14 protein-coding genes are annotated in these 13,274 nt (G+C 70.6%); 6 read left to right on the plus strand and 8 right to left on the minus strand.

The window, feature by feature from the left end:
• The first annotated feature begins 163 nt into the window (after window positions 1-163).
• Both AB0J66_RS06480 and AB0J66_RS06485 read left to right on the plus strand, forming a co-directional pair.
• A complete protein-coding gene (locus AB0J66_RS06480; protein WP_364656324.1) occupies window positions 164-961 on the plus strand; it encodes an SAM-dependent methyltransferase in 798 nt (265 codons plus the stop codon).
• Window positions 958-2,928 carry an EAL domain-containing protein gene (locus AB0J66_RS06485; protein WP_364656327.1) on the plus strand — a complete coding sequence of 657 codons (1,971 nt, stop codon included), beginning with the start codon at window positions 958-960 and terminating at the stop codon, window positions 2,926-2,928. Before AB0J66_RS06480 ends, AB0J66_RS06485 begins: the two co-directional genes overlap by 4 nt.
• Here AB0J66_RS06485 and AB0J66_RS06490 read toward each other — a convergent pair.
• Complete coding sequence (locus tag AB0J66_RS06490; protein WP_364656330.1) at window positions 2,838-4,739, minus strand: MFS transporter; 1,902 nt, start codon at window positions 4,737-4,739, stop codon at window positions 2,838-2,840. The genes AB0J66_RS06485 and AB0J66_RS06490 overlap by 91 nt on opposite strands.
• 169 nt (window positions 4,740-4,908) lie before the next feature.
• Between AB0J66_RS06490 and AB0J66_RS06495 the strand changes: the two genes are divergently transcribed.
• Genes AB0J66_RS06495 through AB0J66_RS06505 form a run of 3 tightly spaced genes read left to right on the plus strand, consistent with a single transcriptional unit; the run spans window position 4,909 to window position 8,005 of the window.
• Window positions 4,909-5,340: a universal stress protein gene (locus AB0J66_RS06495; RefSeq protein WP_364656333.1), complete on the plus strand. Its 432-nt coding sequence runs from the start codon at window positions 4,909-4,911 to the stop codon at window positions 5,338-5,340.
• Between the two features lie 39 nt (window positions 5,341-5,379).
• Window positions 5,380-6,501: a nitronate monooxygenase gene (locus AB0J66_RS06500; protein WP_364656336.1), complete on the plus strand. Its 1,122-nt coding sequence runs from the start codon at window positions 5,380-5,382 to the stop codon at window positions 6,499-6,501.
• On the plus strand, window positions 6,488-8,005 hold the full coding sequence (locus tag AB0J66_RS06505; RefSeq protein ID WP_364656339.1) for an acetyl-CoA acetyltransferase: 1,518 nt from the start codon (window positions 6,488-6,490) through the stop codon (window positions 8,003-8,005). Before AB0J66_RS06500 ends, AB0J66_RS06505 begins: the two co-directional genes overlap by 14 nt.
• Here the strand turns inward: AB0J66_RS06505 and AB0J66_RS06510 are convergent.
• From AB0J66_RS06510 to AB0J66_RS06540, 7 genes are all read right to left on the minus strand, one after another.
• Window positions 7,990-8,523 carry a hypothetical protein gene (locus AB0J66_RS06510; RefSeq protein WP_364656342.1) on the minus strand — a complete coding sequence of 178 codons (534 nt, stop codon included), beginning with the start codon at window positions 8,521-8,523 and terminating at the stop codon, window positions 7,990-7,992. The genes AB0J66_RS06505 and AB0J66_RS06510 overlap by 16 nt on opposite strands.
• Entirely contained in the window at window positions 8,481-8,816 is a 336-nt protein-coding gene (locus AB0J66_RS06515; protein WP_364656344.1) for a hypothetical protein, read from the minus strand. The genes AB0J66_RS06510 and AB0J66_RS06515 overlap by 43 nt, the downstream gene beginning before the upstream one ends.
• Before the next feature lie 347 nt (window positions 8,817-9,163).
• Window positions 9,164-9,589: an NUDIX domain-containing protein gene (locus tag AB0J66_RS06520; protein WP_364656346.1), complete on the minus strand. Its 426-nt coding sequence runs from the start codon at window positions 9,587-9,589 to the stop codon at window positions 9,164-9,166.
• A 17-nt stretch (window positions 9,590-9,606) separates the two neighbouring features.
• On the minus strand, window positions 9,607-10,338 hold the full coding sequence (locus AB0J66_RS06525; protein ID WP_364656348.1) for a phosphotransferase: 732 nt from the start codon (window positions 10,336-10,338) through the stop codon (window positions 9,607-9,609).
• 3 nt (window positions 10,339-10,341) lie between these two features.
• The gene (locus AB0J66_RS06530) at window positions 10,342-10,596 is read right to left on the minus strand and encodes a dihydrofolate reductase family protein (RefSeq protein WP_364656351.1); all 255 of its coding nucleotides are present in this window, start codon (window positions 10,594-10,596) and stop codon (window positions 10,342-10,344) included.
• Between the two features lie 155 nt (window positions 10,597-10,751).
• Window positions 10,752-11,225 (minus strand): helix-turn-helix domain-containing protein, encoded by a 474-nt coding sequence (locus tag AB0J66_RS06535; protein WP_364656354.1) that lies wholly within the window; start codon window positions 11,223-11,225, stop codon window positions 10,752-10,754.
• Window positions 11,206-12,219 carry an SDR family NAD(P)-dependent oxidoreductase gene (locus AB0J66_RS06540; RefSeq protein WP_364656357.1) on the minus strand — a complete coding sequence of 338 codons (1,014 nt, stop codon included), beginning with the start codon at window positions 12,217-12,219 and terminating at the stop codon, window positions 11,206-11,208. The genes AB0J66_RS06535 and AB0J66_RS06540 overlap by 20 nt, the downstream gene beginning before the upstream one ends.
• 73 nt (window positions 12,220-12,292) lie before the next feature.
• Here AB0J66_RS06540 and AB0J66_RS06545 point away from each other — a divergent pair, with 73 nt between their 5' ends.
• A complete protein-coding gene (locus AB0J66_RS06545) occupies window positions 12,293-13,189 on the plus strand; it encodes an AraC family transcriptional regulator (RefSeq protein ID WP_364656360.1) in 897 nt (298 codons plus the stop codon).
• The last annotated feature ends 85 nt before the right edge of the window (window positions 13,190-13,274 follow it).

Raw genomic sequence — 13,274 nt, forward strand, 5'->3', positions numbered from 1 at the left:
ATGGGACAGCGTCGAGCTGACCGACGGCGTCAATGTCCTGTGGCCGCAGGGTTTGGCCCACTATGTCGACGCTCATGGTGGCACCTGAAGGAGGTTGCACGTGTGATCCCCATTCGATAGACAGTTGTGGTTCTTGGCGCAGCATGGATGCTGGGGGTTGGGCATGGGTGAGGACTGGGTGCCCGCGGGGGTCGACGTCAGTCGGCCGTCGGCGGCGCGGGTCTATGACTATTTTCTGGGTGGGGCGCACAACTTCGCGGTGGATCGGCAGCTGGCCGAGCAGATCGAGGCGATGACGCCCAACATCGCGGAGACCATGCGGTCCAACCGGGTCTTTCTTCGGCGGGCCGTACGCTTCCTGGTCGAGCAGGGGGTGCGGCAGTTCCTCGACATCGGGTCGGGCATTCCTACCGCGGGCAACGTGCATGAGATCGCGCTCGAGGCCGCGCCCGACTCCCGTGTCGTCTATGTGGATGTGGATCCGGTTGCGGTGGAGCACAGCCGGGCGATCCTGGCCGGCACGCCGAACACGGCGGTGATCCTGGCCGACGCCCGTGACGTGGACCGGATCCTGGCCGAGGCGGGCAAGCTGCTCGACTTCGATCAGCCGGTGGCCGTGCTGCTGGCGGGGGTCGTCCACTTCATTCCGGACGGTGACGATCCCGCGGTGACGGTGGCCGCGTTGCGTGACGCCGTCAAGAGTGGCAGCTACCTGCTCGTGTCGCATGCGACGGCGGACGGGCAGCCGGCCGAGGTGATCGAGGCGCAGCGGCTCTCGGGCCGGACCAACACCGAGATCACCTTGCGGCCGGCCGCGGCCATCGAGGCGTACTTCGACGGTTTCGATCTGGTTGAGCCGGGCCTGGTCTTCATTCCGCTGTGGCAGCCCGACCCGCAGGACCCGGCGGACGAGCACCCGGAGCGCATCGGCGCGTACGCGGGAGTCGGAAAGAAGAGATGAGCTTCGTCGAGCGGTGGCGCCAGCAGCTCGTGGCCGCCGGTTTCGTGCCGCTGGACGCCGATCAGCTCAGCCGGCTGCTGTCCGGGCTGGCGGTGAAACTGCTCGCGGGTGACGGCGAGGCGGTGGGGGCCGCCCTCGTCGAGGCCCACCTGACGGATCCGGCGCTGCTGGCCGCCACGGTCGAGGCGATCGGCGACGAGAAGATGGCGGCCAAGGTCGCGGCCGGCTACGCGCAGGCGATCCGGTCGGCCACCATGGCCGATCAGGAGGAGCTCAACCAGGCCGTGCTGCGGGCGTTGCGGAGCAGCGAGGCCCGCCTGCGCGCGGTCTTCGACAACGCCGCCATCGGCATCGGCGTGAGCGCCATGGACGGCCGGATCGTGCAGGTCAACCAGGCCTTCGCCGATCTTCTGGGCTACACCCCGGACGAGATGTGCCGGCTGCTGGTGCCGAGTCTGACCCATCCCGAGGATCCGCGGGACATGTGGCGGATGTACGAGGCGGTCATCGAGGGCGACGTCGACCACGTACGAATGGAGAAGGCCTACTACCGCAAGAACGGTGGCGAGATCTGGACCGACCTGACCGTCTCGCTGATCCGCGACGACGACGGCCGGCCCGAGTTCACCATCGCGATGGTGCAGGACATCACCGACCGGCGGCGGCTCAAGAAACGGCTCGAGCATCAGGCCACTCACGACCCGCTGACCGGCCTGCCGAACCGGACGAGGATCGCCACCGAGCTGGAACGGATCTTCCGCGACCACCGGAGCGTCGGGCTCTGCTATCTGGACCTGGACGGCTTCAAGCGGATCAACGACACTCTCGGCCATCAGGTGGGCGACGAGCTGCTGACCGCGGTGGCGAAAAGGCTTCGGGACAGTACGCCGCACGTGGCCGGCCGGATGAGCGGCGACGAGTTCGTCGTGCTGGTCGAGGACCCCGAGGACATGCCGAAGCTGGCCGAGCGCATCCTCACCGAGCTGTCCCGGCCGTACGTCATCGCGAAGCACCGGCTGCGCATCTCGGCCAGCATCGGCGTCGTGGAGAGCGAGACCGCCACCACCAACCCGACCGAGCTGATGAAGGCGGCCGACCTCACCCTGTACGCGGCCAAGTCCGACGGGCGGGGGCGCTACGTGCTCTACGACCCGGAGCGCGACGCCCGGCAGGCGGCGCGCTACGCCCTCGCGGCCGAGATGCCGGACGCGCTCGACCGCCGCGAGTTCACCCTGGTCTACCAGCCGCTGGTCGCCCTGCGGAACCGCGAGCTGCGCGGGGTCGAGGCGCTGATCCGCTGGGACCATCCTCGGCTGGGCCGGCTCGGCCCGGACGCGTTCATCCCGCTGGCCGAGGAGACCGGTGTCATCCTGCCGCTGGGCCGCTGGGTGCTCGAGGAGGCGTGCGCGCAGGCGGCCGCGTGGGCCAAGGCGTTCCCCGACCGCCGGGTCGGGATGAGCGTGAACATGACGGTGTCGCAGGCCCACGACCCGGGTCTGCTCGCCGATGTGGACGGCATTCTCGCCCGTACGGGCATGGACCCGGCCCTTCTGGTCCTGGAGCTCACCGAGAGCGCGATCATGGACCCGGGCGGCCCGGAATCGCTCGCGGAGCTGGCCGGCCGGGGCATCCGGATCGCGATCGACGACTTCGGCACCGGGTATTCGAATCTCGCCTATCTGCGCCGCCTGCCGGTGCACATGCTCAAGCTGGCCGGGCCGTTCGTGGAGGGGCTGCGGGACAGTGACGGCGTGGACGAGCGGATCGTGGAGACGATCATCCGGCTCGCCCACGCCATCGGCCTCAGCGTCACCGCCGAGGCCGTGGAGACCGCCCCGCAGGAGGCGGCGCTGCGGCAGCTCGGCTGTGACACGGGTCAGGGCTGGTTGTTCTCGCGGCCGCTCTCCTCCGACGGCGTCACCGAGTTGCTCTTGAACAGCCTTTCCTCGTCCAGCGCCGACGTCTGAACCACCAGCACGTCGCAGACCGCGTTGCGGACCACCCCGGCCGGGACCGAGCCGAGCAGGGCGCCCTGGGAGGCGCCGAGGCCCCGGTTGCCCACCACGATCAGGTTGGCCGGGTTGTTGCCGACCGTGTCGAGCAGCGCCTGGGCCGGATCACCCTCGACCAGCCGCTGTTCGATGTAGCGGGCCCGTTCACGGGTCAGCCCGGTGACCGATTTGTCCAAAGCCGAACGGGCAACGTCAGCGCCGTAGAGGTCCCGGTGGATGCCCTCCGTCGGTTCGGACGGCGATTCGCCCGATTTGTAGGCGGTAACCACGATCAGCCGAGCTTGGGCGGCCTGAGCCACCTCGGCCGCGCGATCCACTGCGTACAGGCTGGTGGCGGTCCCATCCGAACCCACCACGACCCGGTCGTACACCGTGATGCTGCGCTTGCCGCCCAGCGGCACGATGGGCGACTCGTCGGCCTCGTCCGGCGGGTTGACCCAGAGCATGGCGATCGCGCCCAGGCCGAGCAGCACCCCGGCCAGGGTGATCGCGTGCGAGCCCTTGCCGTCCAGCCAGTGCTCGTAGATCCAGCCGAAGGTGACCGTCTGGATCAGCATCGGCACCACGATCATCATGTTCAGGATGCCCATGTAGACGCCGGTCCGCTTGGCCGGCACCATGCTGGCCACCATGAGGTACGGGACCCCGACCGCGCTGGCCCAGAAGATGCCGACGCCGATCATCGGGACCAGCGTGAGCCACTGGTTGTCGATGCGGGCCAGCCAGACCAGGGCCAGCGCGGCCAGCCCGAGCGCGATGGCATGGACCCGCTTGGCCCCGATCCGCTGGGCGAAGCCGACCAGGAACAGCGCCGAGATCATGGTGACGAAGTTGTAGGCGCCGTTGGCCAGGCCGCTCCAGGCGATCGCGTCGTCCCAGGCCTGGCCGCCGGTCTCCGGGTTCGAGCCGAAGACCGTCTCGCCCAGGCTCACCGCCAGGAACTGCCAGTAGATGAACATCGCGTACCACTGGAAGGCGAACACCACGCCGATCTTGTGCATCGCGACCGGCATGGAGCGTACAGCGTCGGCGATCTCCCGGACCGCCGGCCCGAGGCCCTTCGGGGCCGCGCGCATCTCGGCCAGCTCCTCCTCGGAGGGCTTGAGCTCCTTGGTGCGCGACATGGCGGTGAGCACGGTCAGCAGGATGCAGAACGTGCCGATCATGAAGCAGGCGAACATCCAGTACGGCACGCCGTTGCCGGCCGTGCCCTGCAGCGGCTCCACCTTCTGCAGCGCGAACAGCGACAGGTTGGCCAGCACCGCCCCGGCGCCGGTGAACATGCTCTGGGTCAGAAAGCCGCGGGCCAGCTGCGATTTGGGCAGCCGGTCGGAGATGAACGCCCGGTACGGCTCCATCGAGGTGTTGTTGCCGGCGTCGAGCAGCCAGAAGCAGATCACGCCGAGCCAGAGCACCCCGACGAACGGGAACAGGAACAGGATGATCGCGCAGAGGATGGCGCCGGAGACGATGAACGGCCGTCGCCGCCCGAACCGCGGATGCCAGGTCCGGTCGCTGATCGCGCCGATCAGCGGCTGGATGATCAGACCGGTCACCGGGCCGGCCAGGTTGAGGATCGGCAGCTGCTCGGGATTCGCCCCGATCAGGAGGAAGAGCGGGTTCACCGCCGACTGCGTGAGCCCGAAGCTGAACTGCACCCCGAAGAAGCCGAGGTTCATCATCAGCAGGGCTGGACCCGTCATCAGGGGGCGCCGCTCCGAAGAGGCCGACTCCGCCGGGACGGTGTCCGATGTCGTAGTGGTCATGGGCTCCACCTCATCGACAGTGATCTAGGTCACACCTTCTGCTGAAGCTAAACCGGGTGTGCACGGCCCGCAACTCCTGGTGTCGATGCGTTCGGCAGGGGTTTGTTTGCCCGGCGGGCGTTGACCGCCCCGCGCGCCCGGCCATGTAATGGCGTCGGAGGTGACGGTGATGAGCGCATGGAAGACCGTCGTCGTCGGCGTGGACGGCTCACCCGGCAGCCGCAAGGCGCTGACCTGGGCCGCCGCCGAGGCCGCGGACCACGGCGCCGACCTGGTGGTGGTCAACGCCTGGGAGCACACGCTCCTCCCGCCGGCCGGCAGCGTCAGCGTCTCGGAGCATTTCGTGCCCGAGCCCACCCAGCGCACCTCGGACGAGCTCGTCCAGGTCATCCAGGAGGAGCTCGGCGCCGAGCCGCCGATCCTGGTCCGCCCGCACGTCAAGCAGGGCCGGGCGGCGAAGGTCCTGATCGACGAGTCGGCCGGCGCCGATCTGCTCGTCGTCGGCCACCGCGGGCACGGCGGCTTCGCCGGGCTGGTTCTCGGCTCGGTCAGCCAGCACGTCGCCGCCTACGCGAGATGCCCGGTGACAGTGGTCCGCTGAGCGGGATATCTTCCTTCCACTTCACGGGGAGGGAGATCGATGCGTACCGCTTTGACGGACCTGCTCGGCGTCGAGCATCCGATCGTCGGCTTCAACCGGTCACCGGCGGTGGTCGCGGCGGTGACCAACGCCGGCGGGTTCGGGGTGCTCGCCGCCTCGGCCTACTCACCGGCCGAGCTCGACGCTCAGTTGACCTGGATCGAAGAGCAGGTTCAGGGGCGGCCGTACGGGGTGGATCTGCTCGTTCCGTCGAAGTTCGTCCCCGGGGATCCGTCGCGGCTGGTCGAGAGCCTGCGCGCGCAGATCCCGCCCTCCCATGTCGATTTCGTCCGTTCTTTGCTCGACAAATACGACATTCCGCAGGGCCCGGTCGTCGATCATTCCGAGGTCGCGGCGGCCATCACCCCGGACGGGGCGCCGGCCCTGCTCGACGTGGCGTTCCGGCACCCGATCGCGCTGATCGCCAACGCGCTCGGCCCGCCGCCGGCCTCCCTGGTCGCGCGGGCCAAGGAAGCGGGGGTCGTGGTGGCCTCGCTGGTCGGGCAGGCCAAGCACGCCGAGAAGCAGATCGCGGCCGGCGTGGACGTGCTGGTCGCGCAGGGCACCGAGGCCGGCGGGCACACCGGCACGATCGCCACCATGGTGCTCACCCCGGAGATCGTCGACATCGCCGGCGACCGGCCGGTCCTGGCCGCGGGCGGCATCGCCGACGGCCGGCAGATGGCGGCCGCCCTCGCGCTCGGCGCGGCCGGGGTGTGGTGCGGCTCGGTGTGGCTCTCCAGTGAAGAGGACATCGCCGTCCAGGCCATCAAGGACAAGTTCCTGGCGGCCACCAGCGACGACACGGTGCGGTCGCCGACGCGTACCGGCAAGCCGGCCCGGCAGTTGCGTACCGCCTGGCACGATGAGTGGGACGCGCCCGGCAGCCCCTCGCCCCTGCCCTTGCCGTTGCAGCTGATGCTCGTCGAGGAGGCGTGGCAGCACATCGACGCCGCGGCCGAGGCCGGCCACGAGGGCGCGCTCAAGCTCGAATCGTTCTTCGTGGGCCAGGTCGTCGGCTCGTTCCGTGGCGTCCGCCCGGCCGGGGAGATAACCCGGCAGATGGCCGCCGACTGCGAGCGCCGCATCGCCGAGCTCGGAGGTCTCCTTGCCTCTGCCTGACAGCACCCCGGTCATCGTCGGCGTCGGCGAGGTCTCGGAACGCTTCGACGCGCCCGGCTACCTCGGCCGCTCACCGGTCGAGTTGGCCGCCGACGCCGCCCGGCTGGCCCTCTCCGACGCGGAGATCGCCGCCTCGGAGATCGACACCATCGCGGCGGTACGGCAGTTCGAGATCTCGCTGCCGTTCGCGCAGGCGCCGCTCGGCCGCTCCGACAACTTCCCGCGCTCGGTGGCCGGCCGGATCGGGGCCGCGCCGTACCGCGCGGTGCTGGAGGTCGGCGGCGGCCAGAGCCCGCAACATCTGGTCAACGAGTTCGCGGCCGCCATCGCCGCCGGGGACGCCCGCGTCGTGCTGCTCACCGGGGCCGAGGCCATCTCCACGATCTCCCGGCTCGCCGGCGCCCCGGACGCGCCCGACTTCACCGAGCACGCGCCCGGCTCGCTCGAGGACCGCGGCTTCGGCCTCGAGGGCATCGTCTCGATGGACCACTTCCCGTACGGGTTGACGGACACCCCCTCGCACTACGCGCTGTTCGAGAACGCGCGCCGGGCCCGGCTGGGTCTCTCCCGGAAGGCGTACGCGGGGGCGATGGGCGCCTTGTTCGCGCCTTTCACCCGCATCGCGGCTTCGAACCCGCACGCGGCCGCGCCAGTGGCCCGTACGGCCGCCGAACTGGTCACCGTCACGGCGGCCAACCGCCCGATCGCCGACCCGTACACCCGCTACATCGTCGCCCGGGACAAGGTGAACCAGGGCGCCGCCGTCCTGATGATGTCCCTGGCCGCGGCCCGCCGACTCGGCGTACCGAAAGAGAAGTGGACGTTCCTGGCCGGCCACGCCGACCTGCGCGAGCGCGACCTGCTCGACCGGGCCGACCTGTCGGCCGGCCCCGCCGCCGTGGCCGCGACCCGGCACGCCCTCGACCTGGCCGGCCTCGACCTGCCCGACCTGGCCACCCTCGACCTGTACAGCTGCTTCGCCGTGCCGGTCTTCGCCATCACCGACGCCTTCGGCCTGTCCCCCGACGACCCGCGCGGCCTGACGGTCACCGGCGGCCTGCCCTTCTTCGGCGGCGCCGGGAACAACTACTCCATGCACGCCATCGCCACGACCGTCACCCGCGCGCGGGCCATCCCCGGCACGTACGGCTTCGTGGGCGCCAACGGCGGCATGATGAGCAAGTACTCCACCGGCGTCTACACCACCGCCCCCGTGGCGTGGAAACCCGACGACAGCCCCAAACTCCAGGCCTCGCTCGACGCCCACCCGGCCCCCGGCCAGGCGTCCTCGCCGTCCGGCCCGGCGGTGATCGAGACCTACACCGTCAAGCACGACCGCGACGGCACCCGAACCGGCATCGTCATCGCCCGGCTGGAGTCCGACGGCCGCCGCTTCCTGGCCCACGGCAACGACATTCTGGAGCTGCTCAGCGAGGCCCCCGAGCCCATCGGCACCCGCGTCACGGCCCGTCACGACTCCGACGGCAATCACGTCGAGGGCTGAGGATCCTCCGGCTTGCCGGGCCGCCGGGGTTCCCGCAAGCGGCCCTCCTTCTGGCCGTCCACGCAACAACTCTGATCGCACTGATACCGTTCCGCGCGGTCGATCAGATATTGGAGATTCGGCCGACCCTGAAGGATGTACGGCCGCTCGGGATCCGGTTGCATCCCGAAGCCGTGTCGGAGCAACTGCAGTCGAGGGTGCCAGAATTGCATCACCCATTTCCGCGGCACCATCCACCGCCGGGACAGCATGCCGAGTTGGTCGAAGACCGCGAGGGCCCGAGCCATCAGATACTCCTCGTCGGAGTCGCGAACCGGGGCCACACCGGTCGTGATGGCTTTGTACACCAACAGTCGGCCGCGCTGCATATCACCGCTGAGCATGACGTTCTGAATGGCGATGAAACTGTTCGTCCGCAGATTCTGCACACCGATCAAGACGGTCGAGAGTGACACCAGGATCGCCAGAAAAGCGATCAGAAGACTGAGAAGATCTTTGTTCGCGCCGACCCATTCCACGGATAATTCCCCTTCCGGGTTGCCGATTTTCCGCTCGAAGGTATCGGCGCCGGGCGATACGTGACCATCCCCCGGAAGCCCGGCCCGCCGTCGGTCAGCTCCCCGCTGCCGTTGGCCGCTCCGCAGAGGCGGCAGGTGGAGAAACCCGCGGAAGCGGCAAACGCCGTCCCCGATCGCAGATAGGCGACCACCGCCGCCTTCTCGGCCGCCGGCATCCCCGGATCGACGAAGTCACGGGGGTCGGGCAGAGCGTCCTCCGCGGGCGGTTCATGCCAGTAGCCGATCGCGCGCATCGCCCCATCCGGCCGGACCCCCACGGCCCCCACGGTCTTCGGCCTGGTGGCCGCTGGCGCGGGCCGTTTGCCACAAGGCGACCACCGTGGGTGCGGCGACCTCGGTGGTGTCCCGCAACCGAACGTTGACAGCGCCGACGCCGCCGCGGAGAAGGTCTTCCAGCCGCAGACCCATGACGATCCCGCCCCGGAACCGGCTCGCGCCCGACGCCGTCGCGGACGCGTGGCCAGGTCAGTGCCGGCCGTGCCCCTCCGGCCGTCGGCGGACCGGCTCAGAACCACGAACAGGCGCGCATCGCCGGTCGGGGCAGGCCGCAGGACGAGATCCGCCGCGCCGCGGGCCCTGTTCAATCGATGAATGGTGCGGCTTCTCGCCGCGCCGCGTGGTGCAGGACGGGCACGTCGAGGGCGAAGAGCGGCTCGGGGAGCCGATCGAGCGGGAACCACCCGAGCTCCGCGGCTTCGCCGTCCGGTGTTGCGACGAGGCTCAGGGGCGACGCGAGAAAGACGACACCGACGCAATGCACCACTCGGCCGTCCGGATAGCGGTGCACCTGTGTCGCGGGGTCGCTGTAGATGCCGAGAAGGCCGAGCAGGTCGATCTCCCAGCCGGTCTCCTCCCGGCACTCGCGCCGAGCCGCCTGCTCCCATGTCTCGCCGGCCTCGACTCCGCCGCCCGGCAGTCCCCAGGTGCCTTCACCGTTGCGGCGCATCAGGAGCACCCGGCCGTGCTCATCCTGAACGACGACGCCGCAACACGGCCGCAACTCCATCCGGCTGGTCGCCTTCCTCAGAGCGGGCGGACCTCGGCCAGGCGCTTCTTCGAGTAGTCGTCGTCCCAGCAGACGGCGGCCTCCCAGGCGGCTGAGGCCTGGGAGACGACGTCGAGGTCGGCGTCGTCGAAGCCGGCCGGGTTGCCGGGCAGGTCGAGATCCAGATCGGGGACGTCGACGTGGGCCTCGTCCCAGTCGATCAGGGCGACCCGGTCGGCGGTGATCCGGATGTTGCGGGGGTTGGGGTCGCCGTGCACGACGCAGGTCGGGCGGCCGGCGAGGCGGGCCCACGCCGCGCGGCAGCGGGCGACGGCCTCCGCGGGCATCTCGGTGAGGTCGACCTTCGTGCCGGTCTCGGCGTGCAGGAGGTCGGTCGACGATCGCCAGCCGGGGCGTTGCGGCCGGTCCTTGGTCAGCCGGTGCAGCTCGCGGAGCGTACCGGCCACCCGGCGCCAGTCGTCCGGCGTCTCCGGCGGGCCGCCCTCCACGTAGGTCATCACTACGAGACCGCCGGCGAACAGGCGCCCGTCCGTGGTGGGGATCGGCACCGGCACGGTCAGGCCGGCCCGGTCGAGGTCGGCGAGGAGCCCGGTCTCCCACGCCAGGTCGGCGTCGCTGCGGCGGCCGAGACGGCCGACCGCGAGCTGCCCATTGACACGTACGCTCCACACGTCGTTGGCCACCCCACCGGTGAGCGGCTCGATGCGGACGGCGTCGTCACCCCACTGCGCCAGTGCCTCCCACCCCATTCGTCACACCTTAGTGGCCGAGCGCCCCTCTTCCACGGTGTAAGCGCCCGCGGCGAGCGTGCCGCGTGTTTCGGGACGCAGGGTCAGCGAGACGACGCCGCCCGGCAGCACGCGCGCGCTTCCCTCGGCTGCCCCGAAGGACGTGGGAATCGTTCCCTCGGGGAACAGGCGCTTGCCGGTTCCGACGACGACCGGGTACTGGAGCAGCCGGTAGAGGTCGACCAGCCCCGCCTGGTGCAGCGCCTGCACGAGCACCACCCCTCGACGACCTCGGTGGTGGCCGCGGAGGCGTACGGCACGATCCACCCGCCGCGGTCGAAGCCTCCCGACCGGTCCTCGCCGGGGTCGCCCGGCCCTTGCATGACGCCGTCGAGGCTGACGAAAACGTTGACGCTGAGCAGCATGGACGCAGGCTAGCTACCCGGTCCGGGCGAGATCTTGTAAGAGAACGACATCGCGGCTTCGCCGCCCGACTGCAGTTCCCGAGCCGTACGCCCGACGTAGCGCCGCAGCGCGTGACCGAGGTGGGCCTGGTCGAAATACCCCAGCGCGTCCACGACCGCCGGCCAGTCGCGGCCGGCGCGCAGCATCGTGGCCGCCGCGTTGGCCCGGTCGATCTGCGTCACAGCCGTGCGGGACAGTCCGGTGACCGCCCGGAACCGCCGCTGCAGGGTCCGCTGGGTCGGGCGGTCCCCGCCGTCGAGCCGCGACGGCACCACCAGCCCCGCGTCGCGCAGGCCCCGGACGAACTGCTCGGCGTTCTCGTACGTCGGCGCCTCCCAGTCCTGGCCGCCGATGACCACCCGGCCGGCCGTGTCGCTGGAGGTGCGCCACACCCGGTCGACGACGCTCGGGCCGCCCTCGGCGTCACGATGTTCGAACCGCAATGAGATCCTCGCTGAGTTCCCAGAGGCGCCGGGCCGACTCCGGGTCCAGGGCGTGCGGTGCGGCGTCGGTGAGGATGACCGGCTCCTCGCCGACTGGAGTGGGACCCCAGGGGGTCGGGTCCAGAGCTGCCACGTCGCTGTTCTTCAAGTAGACCCCGCCGACGCCGTCGAGCAGCGGACTGGCCGCGCCGAAGACTATCGTGGCGGCAGCCTGCCGGGGCGTCTTCTTCTCGTGCTCGGGGTCGATGACGGGCTGTTCGTCCTCGTCGACCAGGCCCATCGCCTGCAGCTGCCGCATGGTGAACGTGCCCTGCTCCATGTGGGCCAGGCTGGAGGCGATGGAGATCCCCGGGTGGGCGGAGAAGGCCCGGATGCCCTCGCCGGCCCAGCGCCGGTCCAGCTCGACGGCGAACAGGACGCCGGCGGTCTTGGTCTGCCCGTACGCCAGGTTGCCGTCGTAGCCCCGCCCGAAGTGCAGATCGTCCCAGCGGATGTCGCTGGTGCGGTGCGCGCCGGAGGAGACGTTGACGACGCGGGCGCCGTGCGCGGCCCGCAGCGCCGGGTGCAGAGCGAGGGTCAGCTGGAAGTGGCCGAGGTGGAACGCGGCGAAGCCAGCCTCGTAGCCCCGGGCGTCCAGGGTGAGTCGGCCGTAGGCGTTGCCGGCGCTGTTGATGAGGATGTGCAGCGGGCGGCCGGACTCGAGGTATCGCGCGGCGAAGGCGTCGATGGAGGCCGGGTCGAGCAGGTCCAGCCGGCTGATCTCGACGCGGTCGATGCCGGCCAGCGTGGCCGCGGCCCGTTCCGGGTCGCGGGCGGCGACCGTGATCGAGGCGCCGGCCTTGCTCAGCGCGCGGGTGGCTTCGAGGCCGAGGCCGCCGGCGCCACCGGTGATGACGACGTTCCGGCCGGTCAGGTCGAGGCCGTCGAGCACGTCGTCGGCCGTCGAGGCGGCCGTGAACGGGGTGCCGAGCGGGTGCTGCTGTTCGGTGGTCATGATCCAACGCTAAGCGGCTTACTTCGTACGATGAATGCTTGACGGTCCGCATTTTCTTCGCGATAGTCCGGGGGTGGACGAGCTCTCCGGGTTGTTCGACGTCATGGAGGCGCGCGGGCAGGTGACGGGCGCGTTCTCCGCGCGCGGGCACTGGGTGGCCCGCTCACACAGCCGGACCCCGCTCAAGCTCACGGTGATGGTGCGCGGCCGGGCCCGGCTGTCGGCCGACGGCCTCGACGCTCCGGTGGAGCTCGAGCAGGGTGACGTCGCCATCCTGAACGGCCGCTCCTGGATCGAGCTCGAGGCGGGCGCCGGCGACGGCCCACCGCAGGAGATCGAGCCGGAGGTCACCGCCCCGCTCAGCGTGGACCCCGGCCGTGATCTCGTGATCGGCGGCCGTATCCAGCTCGATCCGGCGGGCGAGGAGCTGTTACGCCAGACGCTGCCTCCGGTCGGCCACGTCCGCGCGGAGGCGGGGGCGACCCGGCTGCGCGCCATCATCGACCAGCTCGTGGACGAGGTGGCCGGCCACCGGATGGGTTCGGCCTTCGCCGTCCGGCAGTACGCGCAGTTGCTGGTCCTCGAAGTGCTCCGGGCGTACATCGGGCAGGCCGTGTTGCCGCCGGGCCGGCTGCGCGTGCTGACCGACGAACGCCTTCGGCCAGCGGTCAGCCGCATGCACGCCGAACCGGGCCGGCCCTGGAAGCTGGCGGAGCTCGCCCAGGCGGCGGCCATGTCCCGCACGTCGTTCGCCGAACGCTTCCGAGAGGTGGCCGGCGTGCCCCCGCTGGCCTATCTGAACGGCTGGCGCATGCTGCTGGCCCAGCGTGCCCTGCGCACCGGCGACGTACAGGTGGGCACGCTCGCGGCCGACCTGGGGTACACCTCGGAAAGCGCCTTCAGCACGGCCTTCAAACGCGAGGTGGGCGAGTCACCTCTGCGCTATCGGAATCGCGTCCGGAACCGCTGAGCGGAGGGCGTCCGGGAGCTGGGTGCGGGCGGATCCGGTCCGGCCGGCCTGCTGCGCGACTTCGACCGGGTCACGGTCACGAAGC

This window comes from Actinoplanes sp. NPDC049598 (assembly GCF_040675435.1).
Classification (GTDB): Bacteria; Actinomycetota; Actinomycetes; order Mycobacteriales; family Micromonosporaceae; genus Actinoplanes.

Coding starts and splice junctions, on each gene's coding strand:
- AB0J66_RS06480 (WP_364656324.1), top strand. CDS start 164: ATGGGTGAGGACTGGGTGCCCGCGGGGGTCGACGTCAGTCGGCCGTCG.
- AB0J66_RS06485 (WP_364656327.1), top strand. CDS start 958: ATGAGCTTCGTCGAGCGGTGGCGCCAGCAGCTCGTGGCCGCCGGTTTC.
- AB0J66_RS06490 (WP_364656330.1), bottom strand. CDS start 4,739: ATGACCACTACGACATCGGACACCGTCCCGGCGGAGTCGGCCTCTTCG.
- AB0J66_RS06495 (WP_364656333.1), top strand. CDS start 4,909: ATGAGCGCATGGAAGACCGTCGTCGTCGGCGTGGACGGCTCACCCGGC.
- AB0J66_RS06500 (WP_364656336.1), top strand. CDS start 5,380: ATGCGTACCGCTTTGACGGACCTGCTCGGCGTCGAGCATCCGATCGTC.
- AB0J66_RS06515 (WP_364656344.1), bottom strand. CDS start 8,816: ATGCGCGCGATCGGCTACTGGCATGAACCGCCCGCGGAGGACGCTCTG.
- AB0J66_RS06520 (WP_364656346.1), bottom strand. CDS start 9,589: ATGGAGTTGCGGCCGTGTTGCGGCGTCGTCGTTCAGGATGAGCACGGC.
- AB0J66_RS06525 (WP_364656348.1), bottom strand. CDS start 10,338: ATGGGGTGGGAGGCACTGGCGCAGTGGGGTGACGACGCCGTCCGCATC.
- AB0J66_RS06540 (WP_364656357.1), bottom strand. CDS start 12,219: ATGACCACCGAACAGCAGCACCCGCTCGGCACCCCGTTCACGGCCGCC.